Annotated in this window: 16 protein-coding genes and 2 tRNA genes; 10 read left to right on the forward strand and 8 right to left on the reverse strand. The window is 74.3% G+C overall.

What is annotated here, in order from left to right; all coding sequences use genetic code 11:
* Nucleotides 1-19 precede the first annotated feature (19 nt).
* The gene (pflA, locus tag HUT16_RS11840; protein ID WP_176188045.1) at nucleotides 20-790 is read left to right on the forward strand and encodes a pyruvate formate-lyase-activating protein; all 771 of its coding nucleotides are present in this window, start codon (nucleotides 20-22) and stop codon (nucleotides 788-790) included.
* A gap of 16 nt (nucleotides 791-806) precedes the next feature.
* Here the strand turns inward: pflA and HUT16_RS11845 are convergent, their stop codons facing one another.
* The 3 genes from HUT16_RS11845 to HUT16_RS11855 form a co-directional block, all read right to left on the reverse strand.
* Nucleotides 807-2858, reverse strand: a complete 2052-nt coding sequence (locus HUT16_RS11845; RefSeq protein ID WP_176188047.1) for a phosphocholine-specific phospholipase C — start codon at nucleotides 2856-2858, stop codon at nucleotides 807-809.
* Between the two features lie 168 nt (nucleotides 2859-3026).
* Nucleotides 3027-3662: a pentapeptide repeat-containing protein gene (locus HUT16_RS11850; RefSeq protein ID WP_254897768.1), complete on the reverse strand. Its 636-nt coding sequence runs from the start codon at nucleotides 3660-3662 to the stop codon at nucleotides 3027-3029.
* A gap of 2 nt (nucleotides 3663-3664) precedes the next feature.
* Nucleotides 3665-4831: a low temperature requirement protein A gene (locus HUT16_RS11855; protein WP_254898289.1), complete on the reverse strand. Its 1167-nt coding sequence runs from the start codon at nucleotides 4829-4831 to the stop codon at nucleotides 3665-3667.
* A 542-nt stretch (nucleotides 4832-5373) separates the two neighbouring features.
* Between HUT16_RS11855 and nirD the strand changes: the two genes are divergently transcribed.
* A complete protein-coding gene (nirD, locus tag HUT16_RS11860) occupies nucleotides 5374-5730 on the forward strand; it encodes a nitrite reductase small subunit NirD (protein WP_176188049.1) in 357 nt (118 codons plus the stop codon).
* Between the two features lie 18 nt (nucleotides 5731-5748).
* Here nirD and HUT16_RS11865 read toward each other — a convergent pair whose 3' ends face one another.
* A complete protein-coding gene (locus HUT16_RS11865) occupies nucleotides 5749-6378 on the reverse strand; it encodes a TlpA disulfide reductase family protein (protein ID WP_176188051.1) in 630 nt (209 codons plus the stop codon).
* Between the two features lie 181 nt (nucleotides 6379-6559).
* Here HUT16_RS11865 and HUT16_RS11870 point away from each other — a divergent pair, with 181 nt between their 5' ends.
* The 4 genes from HUT16_RS11870 (at nucleotide 6560) to HUT16_RS11885 (ending at nucleotide 11259) form a co-directional block, all read left to right on the forward strand.
* Nucleotides 6560-7318, forward strand: a complete 759-nt coding sequence (locus HUT16_RS11870; RefSeq protein WP_254897769.1) for a DUF4239 domain-containing protein — start codon at nucleotides 6560-6562, stop codon at nucleotides 7316-7318.
* A gap of 73 nt (nucleotides 7319-7391) precedes the next feature.
* A tRNA-Lys gene (locus tag HUT16_RS11875) sits at nucleotides 7392-7465 on the forward strand.
* A gap of 132 nt (nucleotides 7466-7597) precedes the next feature.
* Nucleotides 7598-7671, forward strand: a tRNA-Lys gene (locus tag HUT16_RS11880).
* A 246-nt stretch (nucleotides 7672-7917) separates the two neighbouring features.
* Nucleotides 7918-11259, forward strand: coding sequence for a transglycosylase domain-containing protein (locus HUT16_RS11885; RefSeq protein WP_176188055.1), 3342 nt, complete (start codon nucleotides 7918-7920; stop codon nucleotides 11257-11259).
* A gap of 34 nt (nucleotides 11260-11293) precedes the next feature.
* On the opposite strand, the gene HUT16_RS11890 is transcribed toward HUT16_RS11885, so the two are convergent.
* From HUT16_RS11890 to HUT16_RS11900, 3 genes are all read right to left on the reverse strand, one after another.
* The gene (locus HUT16_RS11890) at nucleotides 11294-11593 is read right to left on the reverse strand and encodes a YciI family protein (RefSeq protein WP_176188057.1); all 300 of its coding nucleotides are present in this window, start codon (nucleotides 11591-11593) and stop codon (nucleotides 11294-11296) included.
* A gap of 43 nt (nucleotides 11594-11636) precedes the next feature.
* Nucleotides 11637-12323: a signal peptidase I gene (gene lepB / locus HUT16_RS11895; RefSeq protein ID WP_254897770.1), complete on the reverse strand. Its 687-nt coding sequence runs from the start codon at nucleotides 12321-12323 to the stop codon at nucleotides 11637-11639.
* A gap of 95 nt (nucleotides 12324-12418) precedes the next feature.
* The gene (locus HUT16_RS11900) at nucleotides 12419-12745 is read right to left on the reverse strand and encodes a chorismate mutase (RefSeq protein WP_176188059.1); all 327 of its coding nucleotides are present in this window, start codon (nucleotides 12743-12745) and stop codon (nucleotides 12419-12421) included.
* Nucleotides 12746-13065: 320 nt separating this feature from the next.
* On the opposite strand from HUT16_RS11900, the gene HUT16_RS11905 reads away from it, so the two are divergent.
* The 3 genes from HUT16_RS11905 to HUT16_RS11915 all read left to right on the forward strand — a co-directional run bounded on the left by HUT16_RS11905 (nucleotide 13066) and on the right by HUT16_RS11915 (nucleotide 16781).
* Nucleotides 13066-13491 (forward strand): OsmC family protein, encoded by a 426-nt coding sequence (locus HUT16_RS11905; protein ID WP_176188060.1) that lies wholly within the window; start codon nucleotides 13066-13068, stop codon nucleotides 13489-13491.
* A gap of 389 nt (nucleotides 13492-13880) precedes the next feature.
* On the forward strand, nucleotides 13881-15767 hold the full coding sequence (locus HUT16_RS11910) for a bifunctional diguanylate cyclase/phosphodiesterase (protein WP_176188062.1): 1887 nt from the start codon (nucleotides 13881-13883) through the stop codon (nucleotides 15765-15767).
* 36 nt (nucleotides 15768-15803) lie between these two features.
* Nucleotides 15804-16781 (forward strand): phosphotransferase family protein, encoded by a 978-nt coding sequence (locus HUT16_RS11915; protein WP_176188064.1) that lies wholly within the window; start codon nucleotides 15804-15806, stop codon nucleotides 16779-16781.
* On the opposite strand, the gene HUT16_RS11920 is transcribed toward HUT16_RS11915, so the two are convergent.
* Nucleotides 16765-17877 (reverse strand): LLM class flavin-dependent oxidoreductase, encoded by a 1113-nt coding sequence (locus tag HUT16_RS11920; protein ID WP_176188066.1) that lies wholly within the window; start codon nucleotides 17875-17877, stop codon nucleotides 16765-16767. The genes HUT16_RS11915 and HUT16_RS11920 overlap by 17 nt on opposite strands.
* Before the next feature lie 495 nt (nucleotides 17878-18372).
* Between HUT16_RS11920 and HUT16_RS11925 the strand changes: the two genes are divergently transcribed.
* Nucleotides 18373-18987 carry a DedA family protein gene (locus HUT16_RS11925; protein ID WP_176188068.1) on the forward strand — a complete coding sequence of 205 codons (615 nt, stop codon included), beginning with the start codon at nucleotides 18373-18375 and terminating at the stop codon, nucleotides 18985-18987.
* Nucleotides 18988-19030 lie beyond the last annotated feature (43 nt).

The following is a 19030-nucleotide window of genomic DNA, read 5'->3' on the forward strand; positions in this document are numbered from 1 at the left end:
GACCCCAGGAGGCACCGCCATGACCGTCCTGCTCCCCGCCGAACTCCCGGTGGGCCCGGCCGCCGGCGGGTCGGTGCACTCCTGGGACCTGTCGACCGGCGTGGACGGCCCGGGCACCCGGTTCGTGGTGTTCCTCGCCGGGTGCCCGCTGAACTGCCTGTACTGCCACAACCCCGACACCATGCGGATGGGCAACGGCAGGCGCACCGGCGCGGACCAGGTGGTCGCGGAGGCGGCCAAGTGCACCGCGTTCCTGCACGCGGCGGGCGGCGGCGCCACCGTCAGCGGCGGCGAGCCGCTGCTCCAGCCCGACTTCAGCGGCGAGCTGTTCCACCGCTTCAAGCACGAACTCGGCCTGCACACCGCGCTCGACACCTCGGGCTTCCTCGGCGCCCGGGCGAGCGACGCGCTGCTCGCCGACGTCGACCTGGTGCTGCTGGACGTCAAGTCCTGGGACCGCGGCCTGTACCGGAAGGTCACCGGGCAGCGGCTCGACCCGACGCTGGACTTCGCCCGCCGGCTGGCCGACCTCGGCAAGGAGGTGTGGGTGCGCTTCGTGCTGGTGCCCGGCCTGACCGACCCGGCCGACAACGTCGACGGGGTGGCCGCGTTCGCCGCCTCGCTGGGCAACGTCTCCCGGGTCGACGTGCTGCCCTTCCACAAGCTGGGGGCGGCCAAGTGGGCGGCGCTGGGCCGGGAGTTCGTCCTCGCCGGCACCCCCGTCCCCACCCCGGAGCAGGTGCGGGCCGCGCGCGACGCCTTCGCCGCGCACGGCCTGCACGCCGTCTGACCCGCCGTCCGCCCGGTCAGCCGGAGACCGACGCCGCGCCGGTCTCCAGGTGGCCGGTGAACCGCTGCGACCAGCTCGCGTCCCCGCTGACCGTCACCGTGAAGTCGTACCAGCCGTTGCTGTACGCCACCGCGTTGAAGTAGTCGCGGGTGCTCGCGCCCGCCGCGACGGCGTACGTCCACGGGCCGTCGGTGCGGTAGTTGTTCGAGGTGACGGTGAACGTCACCGCCGAGCCGCCGGTGTTGGCCAGCTCGAACCAGAGCGCGAGCCTGCCGGTGTCCGGCGCGGGCGCGTACGTCGCGGTGACGGCCGCGTTCTTGCCGGAGGCGGTGGTGTCGCCGGTGAAGCGGCGCAGGAAGCGGTTCGGGCCGACCACCGTCAGGTCGTACTTGCCCGCGCCGTAGCCGGTGCCGCAGTTGAAGAAGTCGCTGGTCGCCCCGGCCGGGTCCACCGTGTACTGCCACGGGCCGCCGGAGCGGTAGGCGTTGGCGTACGCGGCGAAGTGGCTGGTCGCGCCGCCCTGGTTGGCCATCGCGATCCACACCTTCGCCACCCCGCCGGAGCCGAACTCCAGGTGGTCCAGGTTGGCCACCGGCTGGTACGGCAGCGCCCGGGCCGGGCGGGTGCCCGGCTCCTGCACCGGCAGCTGGTTGTTCACCGGCGCCGGGTTGGGCAGCGGGCCGCAGGCGGCCAGGCCGATGGTCTGCGAGGTGTCCGGCAGCGCGGGCATCCCGTACACCGGGTGGGCGAAGTCGAACATGCCGGTCAGGTCGCCGGTGACCTTCCGCCGCCAGGCCGAGATGTTCGGGCAGGTCGCGGGCTTGCCGAGGGCGGCCGTCCACCGCTCCAGGAAGCGCAGCACCGAGGTGTGGTCGGAGGTCTCCGAGGAGACCCAGCCGCCGCGGCTCCACGGCGAGACGGCGATCATCGGGACGCGGAAGCCCAGGCCGATGTTGGTGCCGTTGTAGAACTCGCCCGCGGTGCCGGCCGGAGCGACCGGCGGCGGGACGTGGTCGAAGAAGCCGTCGTTCTCGTCGTAGTTGAGGAACAGGATCGTGGAGTCGAACACCGCCGGGTCGGCGTTCAGCGCGTCCAGCACGTTGTGCACGAAGTGCGCGCCGTCGGCCGGGGTGGCGTACGGGTGCTCCGAGGACGCCTGGTCCGGCACGATCCAGGACACCTGGGGCAGCGTCCCGGCCAGCACGTCCGCCTTGATCGCGGCGACGATGTCGTCCGGCGTCCGCCCGGTCACCTTCGGCACCGAGCCCATGCCCTTGACCGCGAGCGGGCTGCCCGCCGGGGCCGAGGAGAACCGGGTGAAGTACGCCAGCGCGTTGTCGCCGTAGTTGTCGGCGGCGTTCTGGTAGACCTTCCAGCTGACCCCGGCCGCCTCCAGCGCCTCCGCGTACGTCTGCCACTTCAGGCCGGACTCGTCGCCGCCGTCGTACGCCGGGCCGCCCGCCGTGCCCGCCGGGTCGATCTGGCCGGACCAGTGGTAGGTGCGGTTCGGGCCGGTCGCCGAGATCACCGAGCAGTGGTAGGCGTCGTTGACCGTCCAGTTGTCGGCCAGCGCGTAGTGGAACGGGATGTCGGCGCGGGTCAGGTAGCCCAGGGTGCGGACGTTGCCCTTCGCGGCCACCCAGGAGTCCATCTTCCCGCCGTTCCACGCCTTGTGCTGGTCGCTCCAGCCGTGCGCGAGGTCGCCGTTGCACTGCGCCAGCCGCTCCGGGTCGGCGCCGCCGGCCGGCTTGGTCGCCGAGAACTGCCACGGGTACTGCCGGCTCAGCGCGTTCGGCTGGTTGAAGACGCTGTAGCCGCCGGACAGTTGGATGGTCGCCCGGTCGGCGAAGCCGCGCACGCCCTTCAGCATCCCGAAGTAGTGGTCGAAGCTGCGGTTCTCCTGCATCAGGATCACGATGTGCTTGGCGTCCGCGAGCGTCCCGGTCGCCCCCGCGGCGGCCGCGGCGGCGGGCGACGCGCCCGCCCCCACCGCCGTCCCCGCGACGGCCGCCCCGGCCGCCGCGCTCGCCGACCACGCCATGAACTTCCTACGACTCAGCTCGGCCACTTCGACCCGCCCGTCCCCTCGGCTGCTGGTGATGTTGTCCAGACACCTTCGTGCCGGACGCCGAGCATCCTCACCCGGGACGGGCCGCCGGGTCATGCCCCGGAGCAAGGATTGGCGGATTGTTCACCGACCGCGGAAACGACGGCCGGCAGGTGAACGGCGGCTCCTTCAGCCCCGCACGGTGATCCCCAGCGCCTGGGCGAACTGCGGGGCGAGGTCGAGCAGTTGGGTCGTCGAGATGAGCGCGCCGCGCAGCCCGAGGTGCCCGTCGGGCAGGCCCAGGGCGGCGGCGGTGCGCAGGTCCGCGTTCTTCAGGGCGGCGCCGCGCAGGCGGACTCCGTCCAGCGTGCTGCCGGGGAAGGAGACGTCGGTGAGCTTGGCGTCGGAGAGGTCGACGTCCCGCAGCAGGCAGTCCTCGAAGACCACGTCGCGCAGCACCGCGCCGCGCAGGTTGACCGCCTCCAGCTTGCACTGCCGGAACACCGTGCGGCGGATCGCCGAGCCGTACGCCGAGACGCCCGCGAGCACGCTGGCCTCGACCTCGCCGTCCTGCCACTCGCTCTCCGCGAGGTCGACACCGACCATCCGCGCGCCCTGCACCCACACCTCGTTGAACCCGGCCCGGCGCAGCTTCGCCTCCTCGACCCGCACGCCGGTGAACGCGCACTCCAGGAAGTGCGCGCCGCCGAACTGCCCGGTCAGCGCCAGGTCGTCGAAGTGCACGGTGTCGTAGCGGCCGTCGGGGCGCAGCGGGCCGGTGTGCCGCTGCAGCAGGTGGGCGTACGGGAGGTCTTCGAGGCGCACGGTCAGCTCCGTTTCGCGGACAGGGTCAGGCCGGCGGCGACGGCGAGCGCCACCAGGAGACCGGCGATCGGCACGGCGGCCTCCCCGGCCAGGGTCGCAGCCAGCACCGACAGCGCGGCCAGCGGCAGGATCGGCCGGGCGGCGCCGCGCTTGTGGTGGCGCGCGTGCAGCAGCCAGACGGTGAACAGGAACAGCGCGGTGGGGACGGTCACGGCGGCGCCCGCGGCCCGGGCCGAGACGTGCGCGGCGCCGACCGCGTGCTCGACGGCGACCTCCAGGCCGGCGCCGATCGCGGCGGCCGAGGCGAAGACCACGTAGTGGCCGTAGCCCCAGGGCAGCGCCTGCCGGTTGTCGCGCAGGTGGTCGTGGCTGTCGTCGGCGAAGTAGATCCACCAGGCGCCGAAGCAGACCAGCAGCCCGCCGGCGGCGATCGGCAGCAGTTCGGCCACCGCCCGGTGCTCGTCCAGGGCGGTCTGGATGGCGACGGTGGCGGCGGCGACCGTCTCGCCGAGCACGATGATGGTGAACAGGCCGTAGCGCTCCACGATGTGGTGCCGGTGCCAGGGCGTCGGCTCGTCCTTCTCGGCCCAGACCGGGACGGCGAGTTCGGCCAGCACCCCGACCGGGAACAGCGGGCCCTGCGCGCCGTGCGGGAGGAACAGCAGCACCACCCAGAACACCTGCACGACGGCGATCCCGGCGGCGTAGCGCAGCGCGCAGGTGCGGGCCGGTCCGCTCTCGCCGCGGGCGGCGCGCAGCCACTGGGTGACCATGGCCAGGCGCATCAGCACGTACCCGGCCACGCCGAGCGCCAGGTCCTGGTCCTCGAAGATCCGCGGGACGCCGGCCGCGAGCACCAGCACGCCGGTGATCTGCACCAGGGTGGTCAGCCGGTAGGGGACGTCGTCGACGTCGTACGCGGAGGCGAACCAGGTGAAGTTCATCCAGGCCCACCAGACCGCGAAGAAGGACATGGTGAACCCGGTGAGCGCGTGGGCGAGGTGGCCCTGGGCGAGGGCGTGGGCGAGTTCGCGGCCCGCCTGGGAGATCGCCACCACGAAGCACAGGTCGAAGAACAACTCGAGCGGGGTGGAGACCCGGTGGGACTCGTCCCGGTCGCGGGCCAGCATCCGACGGACCGGGCGGTAGGGGTCGGGGGCGGTGCTCATCGCTCTGCCTTCGGCGCGGGCCGCGCGGCAGCGGGCGGGCGCGGCAGGGAAGTTGGACACCGGAGATCCTGGCAGCCCGGAACCGGCGGCGCACGCACCGGGCACGGCACGCCGATCGTCCCGGTTCCACCCGTTGTGATGAACCGTCAGGCAGAGTTGACGCCGCAGTGCGCGATCCGAGTGACAACTTGGCCCATTTCGGCGCGTGTTGCGTTGATTGTCCTGTCTGTCCGGATTCGACCGATAGATTCCTCCGCGGATGGACGGACGACGAGGGCGCTTCGCGGGCAACGCGGAAGGTCAAGGACGAGGGTGGGACCCGGGGCGGCTCCCGGGGCCCGCAGGACCCGAACTCCTCGTGATCACCGCGCTGCCCGACAGCGCACCCGGCGTCCGCCCGGCGCCCCGCACCACGGACGGTCCGGCCGGCGGGACGAACGTCCCGCCGGACCGGGCCCTTCCCCCCTGCCCCGCACCCGCCCCCCGGACGTAGCGTTCGAAGCAGGAGACCCCACCCGCCCGCGCCGAGGGGAGCCGCCGCCATGCACCGCACCGAACGGGCCCGCACCGTCGAACTGGGCACGCCGGACGGCCACTGGATCGCCGTCTGCGACGCCCTCGAACTGGAACCCGACTCCGGCACCGCCGTCCTGCTGCCCGGCGGCGACCAGGCCGCGGTCTTCCGCACCGCCGCCGGGGAACTCCTCGCCGTCGGCAACCGCGACCCCTTCGCCGACGCCTGGGCGATCGCCGACGGCATCACCGGCAGCGTGGACGGCACCCCCACCGTCTCCTCGCCCCTGCACAAGCGCCTCTTCGACCTGCGCACCGGCGCCTGCCTCGACGACCCCTCCCGCACCCTCCCCACCTGGCCGGTCCGCCTGCACCCGGCCGCCTGACCCGGCCGGCCGCGCACCTCAGGACGGGCCGGCCGCCGCGGGGGACGGGCCGCCGGACGCCGGCTCGGCGAGCACCGGCCGGATCATGGCGTCGATGACGTCGGGGCTCCGGCCGCCGAGCACCCGGGCGGCCACCCGGCCGTCCCGGTCGATCACCATGGTGGTCGGGATCGACTGCGGGTCGAGGTAGCCCTTGGGGAAGCGGAGGATCTGGGTGCCGTCCGGGTCGTAGATGCTGGGGAAGGTGACGCCCTTGTTCCGCTCGAAGGCGACGGCGTTGGCCGGGTCGCTGTCCCTGGTGTTGATCCCGAGGAACTGGACGCCCCGGTCCCGGTACTTCTCCCACAGCTCCTGCAGCCCCGGCGCCTCGGCCCGGCAGGCGCTGCACCAGGAGCCCCAGAGGTTCAGGACGACCACCTTGCCCCGGTAGTCGGAGAGCTTCACCCCTCCCCCCGCCAGCAGGGTGCCCGAGACGTCCGGCGCCTGCTCCCGGTGCCCCGGGGCGGCGGTGGCCACCCCGCCCCCGCCCGCGGTCAGGCCGGTGCGGTCGGCGGCGGAACCGGACGGCGAGCAGCCGACCAGGACCAACGCGGCGGCGGTGGCGGCGGCGGCCGTCGGCAGGGCACGGAAGCGCTTCGTGGCGGACACGGGAGGAGCTTCGCACGGGCTTACGGCGGGCCCCGGGGCGGGTTCCGGGGCGGATCCCGGGGCGGATCCCGGGGCGGGCCGGGCCGTGGCATTGGGACTAGCCCCGGTCGCCCGGGGGCGGGGCCGCGCGGTGTGATGACCGTATGCGTACAGGCGTGCACCGGGAGCAGCGGGGGTGGTCGTGAACTGGATCGACGTGGTGGTCATGGCCGGCACGCTGGTGGGGACCGCGGCCGGGATGCTGCTGGTGCAGAAGTACGCGTCGGTGCCGGCCCGGGAGAACTGCAACGACGTGGCGGGGTTCATCTTCGCCGCGGTGGGGGCGTTCTACGCGGTGCTGGTGGCGTTCGTGGTGATCGTGGTGTGGGAGAACGCCTCGACGGCGAAGGTCACCACCTTCGAGGAGGCGGACGAGCTGGCGGGGGTGTACTGGATGTCCCGGCAGATGCCGCTGCCGGAGGGGGCGGCGCTGGAGGGGCTGACGCTCGCCTACGCGCACGCCGTGGTGGACACCGAGTGGGGCGAGATGGCCGACCACCACAGCGATCCGGCGGCGACCGCGCTGATGTACCGGATCCGCGACGCCGCGCTGTCGTTCGACCCGCAGGGCGACCAGCAGGCGGCGATCTACCAGAACGTGATCCAGCACGTGGACGGCCTGGCCAGCAAGCGGCGGGCCCGGCTGAACCTGATCGCCGACTGCGTGCCGCCGCTGCTGTGGGCGGCGCTGATCGCCGGGGCGGTCGTCACCGTGGCGTTCACCTTCCTGTTCGGGCTGTCCAACACCTGGGCGCACCTGGCGATGGTGCTCAGCCTGGCCGGGCTGATCGCGCTGTCGCTGATCGCGATCAAGGAGATGAACTACCCGTTCGACGGGGCGAACGCGGTGCGGCCCACCGCCTTCGAGGTGTTCCTGAACCGGCTGCCGCCGCCGCGCTGAGCGACGCCGCGTGGTCGGGCGGTCACGATTTCGGCGGACGGGCCGGGCCGTGTAGTGTTCTCCGGGTCAGCAGGCGCCGCTAGCTCAGTTGGTTAGAGCAGCTGACTCTTAATCAGCGGGTCCGGGGTTCGAGTCCCTGGCGGCGCACAGACGGTCGAGAGCCTCCCTCCGGGGAGGCTCTCGGCGTTTCGGCGGCGTTCCGGAGCACCGTCCCGGGCCGCCCGGAGAAGCCGGTTTCACCGCAGGTCGGGGAGCGTGTAGTGTTCTCCCCGTCAGCACGCGCCGCTAGCTCAGTTGGTTAGAGCAGCTGACTCTTAATCAGCGGGTCCGGGGTTCGAGTCCCTGGCGGCGCACAGACAGGTCGAAGGCCCCTCGCGAGAGCGAGGGGCCTTCGTCGTTTTCCGGCCGCGCCGCCATGTCCCCTGCGCGGCGCGCTCGTTGAGAAGGGGGAGGATGTGAAGCTAAGGGGTATTTAAAGATCGTCTTAGGAGAAATGGGACATAGGTCCCTAACATCTGACAAGTCGATCAGTCAGGCTGGCGAGGTTCACGCCGTCGCCCGAGCGAGCAGCCCGTCCGGGGCCTGCGGGAAGGTCTCCGTTGCCTCGAAAGCCCCGTGAACGGAAGAAGCGGACCGGCTGGCGCCGGCTGATACCCACCTGGCGCATCACCCTGCTCGGCCTGGCCGCCTCGCTGCTGCTGGGGGTCGGGCTGTTCGCCCTGGGCATCGCCCTGGTGAAGGTGCCGGACGCGCACGCCGCCGCCACCGCGCAGTCCAACACCTGGCTGTACGCGGACGGCTCGGTGCTGGCCCGCACCGGCCAGACCAACCGGCAGAACGTCTCGCTGGACAAGGTCTCCGCCGAGGCGCAGCACGCCGCGCTGGCCGCCGAGGACCGCAACTTCTACTCGGAGGGCGCGGTCAACCTCAAGGGCATGGCCCGGGCCGCGTTCAACACCGCCTCGGGCGGCTCCACCCAGGGCGGCTCGACCATCACCCAGCAGTACGTAAAGAACGCGTACCTGAACCAGAAGCAGACCGTCAGCCGCAAGGTGAAGGAGGTGTTCATCGCGATCAAGGTCGACGCGACCCTGAGCAAGGACGAGATCCTCTCCTCCTACCTGAACACCTCGTACTACGGCCGCGGCGCGTACGGCGTCCAGGCCGCCGCGCAGGCGTACTTCGGGGTGGACGCGAGCGAGCTGACCGCCGCGCAGGGCGCCTACCTGGCGACGCTGCTGAACGCGCCGAGCGCCTTCGACGTCTCCTCGGCGAGCGAGGCCGGCAAGCAGAAGGCGATGGCGCGCTGGAACTACGTGCTGGACGGCATGGTGGCGAAGAAGTGGCTGGGCGCCGAGGAGCGGCAGCAGACCGCCTTCCCCGAGGTGCTGGCGCCGAAGTCCGCGCCCGGCCTGTCCGGGCAGGCCGGGTACCTGGTGGCCGCGGCGACCTCGTACCTGACCGACCACGGCATCGTCTCGGACGCGCAGCTCGCCCAGGGCGGCTACACCATCACGCTGACCGTCGACCCGAAGAAGCAGCAGCAGCTCCAGGACGCGGTGCAGAGCCAGCTGACCGCCAACCTCAAGCCGGACAGCCGCAAGGCCGACGCCGCGGCCCAGGCCGGCGCGGCGTCGGTGGACCCGAGGAGCGGGCAGGTGCTGGCGCTGTACGGCGGCGCGGACGCCACCAAGCACTGGATCGACAACGCCACCCGCACCGACTACCCGGCCGGCTCCACCTTCAAGGCGATCGCGCTGGCCGCCGCCCTGGACTCCGGGGCGCGCACCCAGTCCGGCGAGCGGATCGGCGCCGACACCGTGTACGACGGCACCAACCGGCGGCCGGTGCGCGGCGCGAAGGGCGTCCCGTACGCGCCGCCGAACGAGGGCGAGCACTCGTACGGGCAGATCTCGCTCCAGCAGGCCACCGACTGGTCGGTGAACTCGGTGTTCGCGCAGCTCGCGCAGGACACCGGGCTGGAGAAGGTCCGCTCCACCGCGGTGGCGCTCGGCCTGCCCGCCGACACGCCGGACCTCAAGGCGCTCGCCTCGATCCCGCTGGGCACGGCCACCCCGAGCGTGCTGAACCTGGCCGGGGCGTACGCCACCCTGGACAACGACGGGCAGCAGATCACCCCGTGGCTGGTGAAGGGCCTGGAGCTGGGCGGCGAGCAGGTCGCGCTGCCCGAGCACAAGGCGACCCGGGCGATCTCGAAGGACGCCGCGCGGGCGACCACCGCGATCCTCCGGGGCGTCATCGAGGACCAGGGCGGCACCGGCTACCGGGCCGCCGCGCTGAACCGCCCGGCGGCCGGCAAGACCGGCACCACGGATGACTCCAAGTCGGTCTGGTTCGCCGGCTACACCCCCGAGCTGGTCACCGTGGTCGGCCTGTTCGGGCAGGAGCCGGGCACCGGCAAGCAGGTCAGCCTGGACGGCGTCGGCGGCACCGGCAGCGCGGCGGGCGGCAAGTACCCGGCCCAGATCTGGACGGCCTACATGAAGTCGGCGCTGGCCGGGCAGTCGGTCAGCGACTTCGCCGGGCCGAGCCGGGCCCCGGCGGCGAGCACCCCGTCCGCGACGCCGAGCCCCTCCGTGACGCCCGACGACAGCCCGTCCCCGACCGGCAGCGCCAGCGCCTCGCCCTCCCCGTCGGCCGAGGACGTCCGGCCCTCGCGCACCCCCTCGGCCCGGCCCAGCGGCAGCGCGGGCACGGGCGACGGCGGCGAGGACGAGCGGCAGCCCTCGCGCACCCCTCGGCCCGGCCCAGCGGCGGGGCCGGCCGCAGCCCGTCCGGCAGCACCGCGCCGGGCCTCGGCGGGGCGGGCGGCCTGCTCGGCAACCAGGACCAACAGGAGGGTTGACGCCTTACGGCGGAGGGGTCCGGGCTGGCACAATGCGGCGATGCGCAGCAGCCCGGACCCCTCCGTCGTTCCCGTCGACGCCCCGCCGCCACCCGCCCCGAGCCCGACTGCGGGCCCGGCCCCCACCGGCCACGACACCGGCCGCGGGCCCGGCCCCGCACCGGCCGCGGCCGTCCTGCGGGCGGTCCCGCTCGGGCTGGCGCTGGCGCTGGTCTCGGCGGTCGCCTTCGGCGGGTCGGGGACGGCCGCGAAGCCGCTGATCGAGGCCGGGCTCTCCCCCGCGCACACGGTGTGGCTGCGGGTCGCCGGGGCCGCGCTGGTGCTGCTGCCGGTGGCCTGGCGGCACCGGGAGGCGGTGCTGCGGCGGCCCGGGCTGCTGCTCGGGTTCGGGCTGCTGGCGGTGGCGGGCGTGCAGGCCTGCTACTTCGCGGCGATCTCGCGCATCCCGGTGGGCGTCGCCCTGCTGATCGAGTACCTGGGCCCGCCGCTGCTGATCGCCTACGTCCGGCTGGTGCAGCGCCGACCGGTCTCCCGGCGGGCGACGGCCGGGGCGGGCGTCGCGGTGGCCGGCCTGGCCTGCGTGGTCGAGGTCTGGAACGGCCTGTCCTTCGACGCGCTGGGCGTGCTGTTCGCCCTGGGCGCGGCCTGCTGCCAGGTCGGGTACTTCGTGCTCGCCGACGCGGGCCGCCGGGGCGAGCGCCCGGTCGACCCGCTGGCGCTCTCCGCGTACGGCCTGCTGATCGGCGCCGTCCTGCTCACCGCCGCCACCCGCCCCTGGGAGGCCGACTGGTCGCTGCTCGGCCGCTCGGTGGCGATGGACGGCCACCGGCTGCCCGCACTCGTCCCGGCCCTGTGGATGGTGCTGGTCGCCACCGTCCTGGCCTACCTGACCGGCGTGGTCTCCGTGCAGCACCTGTCCCCACCGGTCGCCGGCGTGGTCGCCAACCTGGAGGCGGTGGTCGCCACCGTGCTCGCCTGGTTCCTCCTCGGCGAACACCTGGGCCCCCCGCAACTGGCCGGCGGCGCACTCGTCCTGGCGGGCGCGTTCGCGGCCCAGTCGGCGAGCCGGAGCTGAGCCGGACGGACCGGGCGCCGGGGTCGGTCGGGGCTCAGGACGGCAGGGTCTCGCGGTGGGCGGCGAGGGCGGGGGCCACGGTGGTGGCGATGAACTCGGTGATCCGGTAGTCGGCGACGCCTCCCGGGACGAAGGGGTCGGTGGCGGCGACCGCTTCGACGGCGGCGCGGTCGGCGGCGACCGCGAGGATGACCCCGCCGTCGCGGGGGACCTTGCGGCCGGAGGCGAGGAAGGTGCCGGCCGCGTAGTGCTGCTCCAGCCAGGCCAGGTGGGCGGGCAGCAGCGCTTCGACGCGCTCCAGCGGGGCGGTGTAGGTCAGTTCGAGGATGAACACCGGCTCATCGTACGCCGGGCCGCACCGGGCCCGGCTCGGCGGCTCAGCGGCCCGTCCAGCCGAACCAGGTGAAGTGGTTGAACGGCCAGACCACGGCGCTGGCGGGTCCGACCAGGTCGGCGACCGGGACGGCGCCGCCGTCCGGCCCGTCGCGGTGGTAGCGGGAGTCGGCGGAGTCGCTGCGGTGGTCGCCCTCGACCCAGACGTGGTTCGCCGGGACGGTGAGCGGGCCGAAGTCGATGCCGGAGCAGGAGTCGTCGCCGGGGTGCAGGTAGGGCTCGGCGACGGTCTTCCCGTCGACGGTGAGGGTGCTGCCGTGGCAGGCGACGGTCTGGCCGCCGACCGCGATGACCCGCTTGACCAGGTAGTCGTCGCCGGGCGGCAGCAGGCCGACCGCGCTGAGGCCGGAGTGGACGGTGCGGGTGAAGGCGTTGCCGCCCTCGGGGGCGGGCGGCAGCCAGCCGCCCGGGTCCTTGAACACCACGGGCTCGCCCGGCTCGGGCTTCCAACCCGTGAGCGTGGCCAGCTTGTTGACCGCGACCCGGTCGCCGACCTGCAGGGTGTTCTCCATCGAGCCGGACGGGATGGAGAACATCTGGAACAGGCAGGTCTTGATCAGCACGGCGATGACCAGGCCGATCGCGATCATCACGGGCAGTTCCACGTACCAGGGCCGCCGCCTGCGCGGACGCCGCTCCTGCGTGGTCCCCTCGGTCACCGCCACCGCCACCGACACCGCCTCCTTGGCAAGGACAGCACGCTAACCCGAGCCGGGGGCAGCGCGAAATCGGGCTCTTACCCGGAGCAGACAACCCCCGTGGGCGGTCAGGCCTCCTTGGCGATGGCCTCGTGGTGCCTGATCACCTCGGCGATGATGAAGGTGAGGAACTTCTCGGCGAACACCGGGTCCAGGTTGGCGCTGAGGGCGAGTTCGCGCAGCCGCTCGATCTGGCGGGCCTCCCGGGCCGGGTCGGCGGGGGGCAGGTGGTGCTCGGCCTTGAGCCGGCCGACCTGCTGGGTGGCCTTGAAGCGTTCGGCGAGCATGTGGACGACGGCGGCGTCGATGTTGTCGATGGACTCGCGCAGGCGGGTCAGCTCGGCCCGCACGGCGTCGTCGATCCCCGCCGGGGAGGGGGTGGGCTGGTCCGTCATGTGGGGTGGCTCCGATGCGGGATTACGGGTGGGCGATCGGGCGTGGCGAACGGCCAATCTAACAGGGCGGGCAGGCCGCGTCCGCCCCGATCACCTGCGCGTTCCGGCATGTGGGACGGCACTTGGGACGGTACTTGGGACGCCGCTCCGGACGGTCCGCGAGCCGCCGCGCGGGCGGCGGAGCGCGGAGTGCGCCGCTCCGCGCGGCGTTCGTCCACCGGGGCGCGGTGCGGGCCGTAGGCTGGGCGGGCCGGGGCCGGAAGTCCGGCCGCCGGTACAGCAGTTCGACGCTGTCCGCATCTCATGGGAGGTACCTGATCGTGGCGACGACCCGCACCGCGCACACCGAGTGGGAGGGCAACCTGCTCGACGGCAAGGGCCTGGTGACCCTCGACTCCTCCGGCGTCGGCGAGTTCCCGGTGTCCTGGCCGTCCCGGGCCGAGGCCGCGAACGGCAGGACCAGCCCGGAGGAGCTGATCGCGGCCGCCCACTCGTCCTGCTTCTCGATGGCGCTCTCGCACGGCCTGAGCGGCGCCGGCACCCCGCCCACCAAGCTGGAGACCAAGGCGGACGTGACCTTCCAGCCGGGCACCGGCATCACCGGCATCCACCTGACCGTGGTCGGGACGGTGCCGGGCCTGGACGAGGCGGGCTTCGTGAAGGCCGCCGAGGACGCCAAGGCGAACTGCCCGGTGAGCCAGGCGCTGGCCGGCACCACCATCACGCTGTCGGCGAGCCTGGCCTGATCCCCCGTCCGGCCGACCGGCCGGACCGCCCCCCGCGCACGCCCGGTCACGGCGCGTGAGCGGGGGCGCACTCCCCCGGCGGGCGCCTCCGCGGCGCCCACCGGGGGTTTCGTCGTCCGCTCCCGGGCCGCCGTCCCACCCTTCGGTCGGTTCACGCCCCGATTCCCACGGAACGTTACGGGCATCTCCGGGCAAGGCTCACCAATCACCCTGGCGGCGGTCGCGGACAGTTACACCGGCGGCCTATGATCGGCGGGCGTGGCCCGAGGCCGCCGACTGCTCCCCGGCCACCGGCCCGGGGCCGCCGAGCGGGCGCGGGCCGCCGGGCCGGTCGCCGTCCGTGAGGGGTGGCCGGTGCGACCAGTGGCAGCAGCGGACGGGAGCGTGCCGTGCCGGGCCGGAACCTCGGGGCCGACGCACACCATCGGGGTGGGCAGCCCGAAACACCGCGCCCGGGATCGGGAACCGGACCCGCCGGGTCCGCTCCGTGCGTCGCCTGCGGCGCCCCGCCGGACACCGAGGCCGAGCGGCTGGCCGCCGCCCTGCGGGCCAGCGAGTCCAGGTTCCGGGCCGCGTTCGCCGACGCCGGGATCGGCATGGCGCTGATCGGCTCCGACGACCTGGTGATCGAGGGCAATCCGGTGTTCGCGGCGATGCTGGGCCGCGAGGTCGCCGAACTCCCTGGCATGCACATCCACCAGATCATCGACCCGGAGGAACCCTCCCGCGGCCGCTACCGCGAACTGGTGCGCGGCGAGCGCGACCGGATGCGGGCCGAGAAGCGGCTCAAGCACCGGGGCGGCCGGGAGGTCTGGGGCCGGGTCACCGTCTCGCTGATCCGGGACGGCGCCGGCGACCCGTACTACACGATGGTCATGGTCGAGGACGTCACCGAGCGCCGCCAGCTCGGCGACCGGCTCGCCTACCAGGCCACCCACGACCCGCTGACCAGGCTGCCCAACCGGACGCTGTTCTACGAGCGGCTGGAGGCCGCGTTCAAGCCGGGCGGCCCGGACGGGCCGGCGCCGGCGGGCGGCGAGCGGCGGATCGGGCTGTGCTACGTCGACCTGGACGGCTTCGCGGCCATCAACGAGACGCTCGGCCACCACGTCGGCGACCAGCTGCTGGTGGCCGTCGCCGCCCGGCTGGAGCACGGGTTCGCCCGGGAGCAGGGCCGGCTGGTGGCCCGGCTGGGCGGCGACGAGTTCGCGGTGCTGGTCACCGGCAGCGGCGGCCACCAGGAGCTGACCCGGCTGGCCGCCGCGCTGATGGCCGCCCTGGAACGTCCCTTCGAGGTGGCCGGGCACCGGCTGACCGTGACCGCCTCGATCGGCGTGGTGGAGCGCCCGGTGCACGGCTCCACCCCCACCGACCTGATCCGGGACGCCGACTCCACCCTGTACTGGTCGAAGTCCGACGGCCGCGCCCGCTGGACGCTGTACGACCGCGACCGGGGCGCCGACCAGCTGGCCCGGCACGAACTGGCCACCGCGCTGCGCCCGGCCGTGGAGCGCGGCGAGTTCACCGTCGAGTACCAGCCGCTGGTGGGCCTGGCGGACGGCGCGGTGCACGGCGCGGAGGCGCTGGTGCGCTGGAACCACCCCCGGTACGGGCTGCTGCCGCCGGACCGGTTCATCCCGCTCGCCGAGGAGTCCGGGGCGATCGTGCAGCTGGGCAAGTGGGTGCTGGAGGAGTCCTGCCGGCAGGCCGGGCGCTGGCTGGCCGAGTTCCCCGGGCAGCCGGTGCTGGTGAGCGTCAACCTGGCGCCGCGCCAGATCTGGGACTCCGACGTGGTCGCCGACGTCGCGGACGTGCTGGCGCGCACCGGGCTGCCCGCCCCGCTGCTGCAGCTGGAGATCACCGAGAGCGCGCTGCTGGGCCCGGGCGGGCGGCCGCTGCAGGCCCTCCAGGCGCTGGCCGACATGGGCGTGCGGATCGCCATCGACGACTTCGGCACCGGCTACTCCAACCTGGCCTACCTGTCCCGGCTGCCGGTGCACGCGCTCAAGCTGGACGCCACCTTCATCGAGGCGTTCCGCGAGTCCGCGCCCGGCGCGGACGGCCCGCGGCGGGCCGCCGACGAGCAGATCGTCGGCGCGATGGTGCAGCTGGCGCACGCCCTGGGCCTGACCGTCACCGCCGAGGGCATCGAGCACGCCGCCCAGGCCGAGCGGCTGCGGCAGACCGGCTGCGACACCGCCCAGGGCTGGTACTACGGCCGCCCTGGCGGTCCCGGGGTGATCGCCGGGATACTCCGTGACCAGCCGCGGCGGTAGCACCGCGGCCTTTCCGGTGCGGAGGGAGCAGGGCCGATGGAACGCGTGAACGCGGTGCTCGACGGGGCGAGCGTGGTGGCCGAGACCTCGATGACGGGCGGCCTGTACAACGCCGCCCGGATGCTCGAACTGACCGACGGGCGGCGGCTGGTGCTCAAGTGCGCGCCGCCGCCCGGCACGCCCGGCCTGGCGCACGAGCGCGGGCTGCTGGGCACCGAGCGGCTGTTCCACGCGCTGGCGGCGGACGCCGGCCTGGCCGTCCCGCAGGTGCTGCACCACGACCCGGACGGGGACGCCGGCACCCGCGAGTGGCTGCTGCTCGGCTTCGTGGAGGGCGCCACCTGGGACAGCCTGCGCGAGCGGCTCTCCGACGCCGACCGGGCCGGGCTGCGCCGCACCCTGGGCGCCTGGGCCGCGGGGGTGGCCCGGGCCACCGGGGAGCGCTACGGCTACCCGCAGCCCGAGCCGGGCCTGTCGGCCGACAGCTGGCCCGCCGCGTTCGCCGCGATGTTCGGCGCACTGCTCGCCGACGCCGACCGCTACGGCGTCGAACTGCCCGCCCCGGTCGAGGAGTTGCGGGCCCTGCCGGAGCGCTTCGCGGCCGCCCTGGCCGAGGTCCGCCGCCCGGCCCTGGTGCACTTCGACGCCTGGGAGGGCAACCTGCTGCTCACCCCCGGCGCGGACGGCGGCTGGGAGCTGACCGGCGTGATCGACGGCGAGCGGGCGTTCTTCGGCGACCCGCTGGCCGAGCTGGTCGGCCTGGACCCGCTGGGCGCCGCCGAGCTGGACGCCGACCTGGTGGCCGGCTACCGCTCGGTCGACCCCGCCTTCGAGCTGGACGACGCCGGGCGGGCCCGGCTCGCGCTCTACCGGATCTACCTGGCGCTGATCATGCGGATCGAGTCCGTGCCCCGGGCCTACATCGGCGACTTCGCCGACTGGGTGCGGACCTGGTCGGCGGAGCGGGTCACCGAGCAGCTCGCGGTGCTGGACGCGCTCAGCCCGCGGCCGTGAGCCCGTACGCCTCGGCGATCAGGCCGTAGGACGCCAGCCGGTTCTCGTGCCCGTGGATGTGCGAGGTGACCATCAGCTCGTCCGCCCCGGTGCGCCGCCGCAGCGCCTCCAGGCCCTCGGCGACCTCCGCCGGGGTGCCGAGCACCACGTTCGCCAGCCAGGACTCCAGGAAGTCCTCCTCGGCGGGCGTGTAGGGGTGCGCGGCGGCCTCCTCCGGGGTCGGGATCGGCCCGGGGCGGCCCTGCCGCAGCCGCAGCATGCCCAGGCCCGCCGACCGGGCCAGCCACCGCGCCCGCTCCCGGCTCTCGGCGGCCACCGCGCTGACCCCGATCAGCGCGTACGGCTTCTCCAGCACCTCGGACGGGGTGAAGCCCTCCCGGTACAGGTCGAGCGCGGGGACGGTGTTGGCCGCGCTGAAGTGGTGCGCGAACGCGAACGGGTACCCGAGCCGGGCGGCCAGCTGGGCGCTGAACCCGGACGAGCCGAGCAGCCACAGCGGCGGACGGGAGGCCGAGCGCGGCACCGCCTCCAGCCGGGCGTACGGGTGGCCGGGCGGGAAGTCGCCGTCCAGGAAGTGCCGCAGCTCGGCGAGCTGGCGCGGGAAGTCCTCCGCGCCGTCGGCCAGGCCGCGGCGCAGCGCCCGGGCGGTGGCCTGGTCGGTGCCGGGGGCGCGGCCCAGGCCCAGGTCGATCCGGCCCGGGTGCAGGGCCTCCAGCAGGCCGAACTGCTCGGCGATCGCCAGCGGGGCGTGGTTGGGCAGCATCACGCCGCCGGAGCCCAGGCGCAGCGTCGTGGTGTGCGCGCCGAGGTGGGCGAGCAGGACGGCGGGCACCGAGGAGGCGACGCCCGGCATGCCGTGGTGCTCGGCCACCCAGAACCGGTGGTAGCCCCAGCCCTCGGCGGCCCGGGCCAGTTCGGTGGTGGCGGCGAGCGCCTCGCCCGCGGTGTGGCCGGTGCCGACGGTGGCGAGGTCCAGGATGGACAGCGGGGCGGGGGCGCGGCCCGCGGCCGCACCGCGGACGGCGTCCCCCGCGGTGCCCGGGGCGGCGGCCCGGGGGTCGGTCTCGGGGGCGGTCGGCTCCGGTGCGGTGCTCATGCGGTGCGTCCTCCTGCTGCCCCGGCCGGGTGCCCGGGCGTTCGTGGGAGCACAACCCGCGCGCCGTCCGGCCTGTTCCCGCCGCCCGCGACCCGCCCCGCGGCCCGCCCCGCGACCGGCCCCGCGGCGGCCCGCCGGGGCGGCGCGCCGGGGTGTTCGCTGACGGTGCGCCAGCAGGCAACGCAGCGTGGCGACTTCACGCCACAGCGAGAAGTCGCCAGGTCCGGTGCTCGAACCGGCGGCCCGGATGGGGCAGGCTGGTGATCGGCGCGGAACACGTACCGGTTCCGTGCACCAGCGACAGATCGACGGGCTCGACCAGCGTCGTTCGATCCCACGAGCCCCCGGAGCGGCACCCCGCCCGGGGGCTCTCGCCGTGCCCGGGCCCGTGTGCGGTATGCCACACGGGGGTGCTTCATGCCATGAAATTTGCCCGCGCTAGCGTTGTCCCCCGTTGCAGCTGCTCCCCCCGGGCGTGCTGGAGGGAGAGACACCGTGGACCCGAACGCCATCGTCGGACCGGCCTGGTACTGCGCACTGGCGCTGGTCGCCGTCCTCGGCGACGCCTTCCTGCCCTTCCTGCCCAGCGGGACGCTGGTGATCCTGGCCGTGCTGAAGACCGGGCAGGTCGGCGGCTCGCCGCTGCTGCTGGCCGCCGGCGTGGCCGTCGCCTCCTTCCTCGGCGACCTGCTGCTGCTCAACCTGGCCCGGCGCGGCGCGCCCGCGGTGCACCGGGGGCTGGCCCGCCGGCCCCGGCTGGCGGAGAGCGTGGAGCGGGTGCAGCGGGCGCTCACCGGCCGCACCACCAGCCGGGCCGCCGCCGCGATCGTGATCATCGCGCGCTTCGTCCCGGCCGGGCGGACGGTGCTGGACGTGGCGGTCGGCCACTCGGCGAACCACCGGCCGTGGACCTTCCTGCGCTGGTCCGCGGTGGCCGGCGTGGTGTGGGCGGCGTACATCGTCACCCTGGGCTGGTTGAACCAGCACTGGTTCGACACCGCGTGGCTGAGCTTCGCGATCTCCTGCCTGGCGGCCACCGCGATCAGCTCGGCCGTGGTGCAACTGGTCCGGCGGCGGCGCCGGCTGGCCGTCCTGGTCGAGGCCGAGTAGCGCGCCCGGGGTCGCGACCTCGGCGTTCTCCGGCGTCCTCTGT

Source organism: Kitasatospora sp. NA04385, from assembly GCF_013364235.1.
GTDB lineage: Bacteria > Actinomycetota > Actinomycetes > Streptomycetales > Streptomycetaceae > Kitasatospora.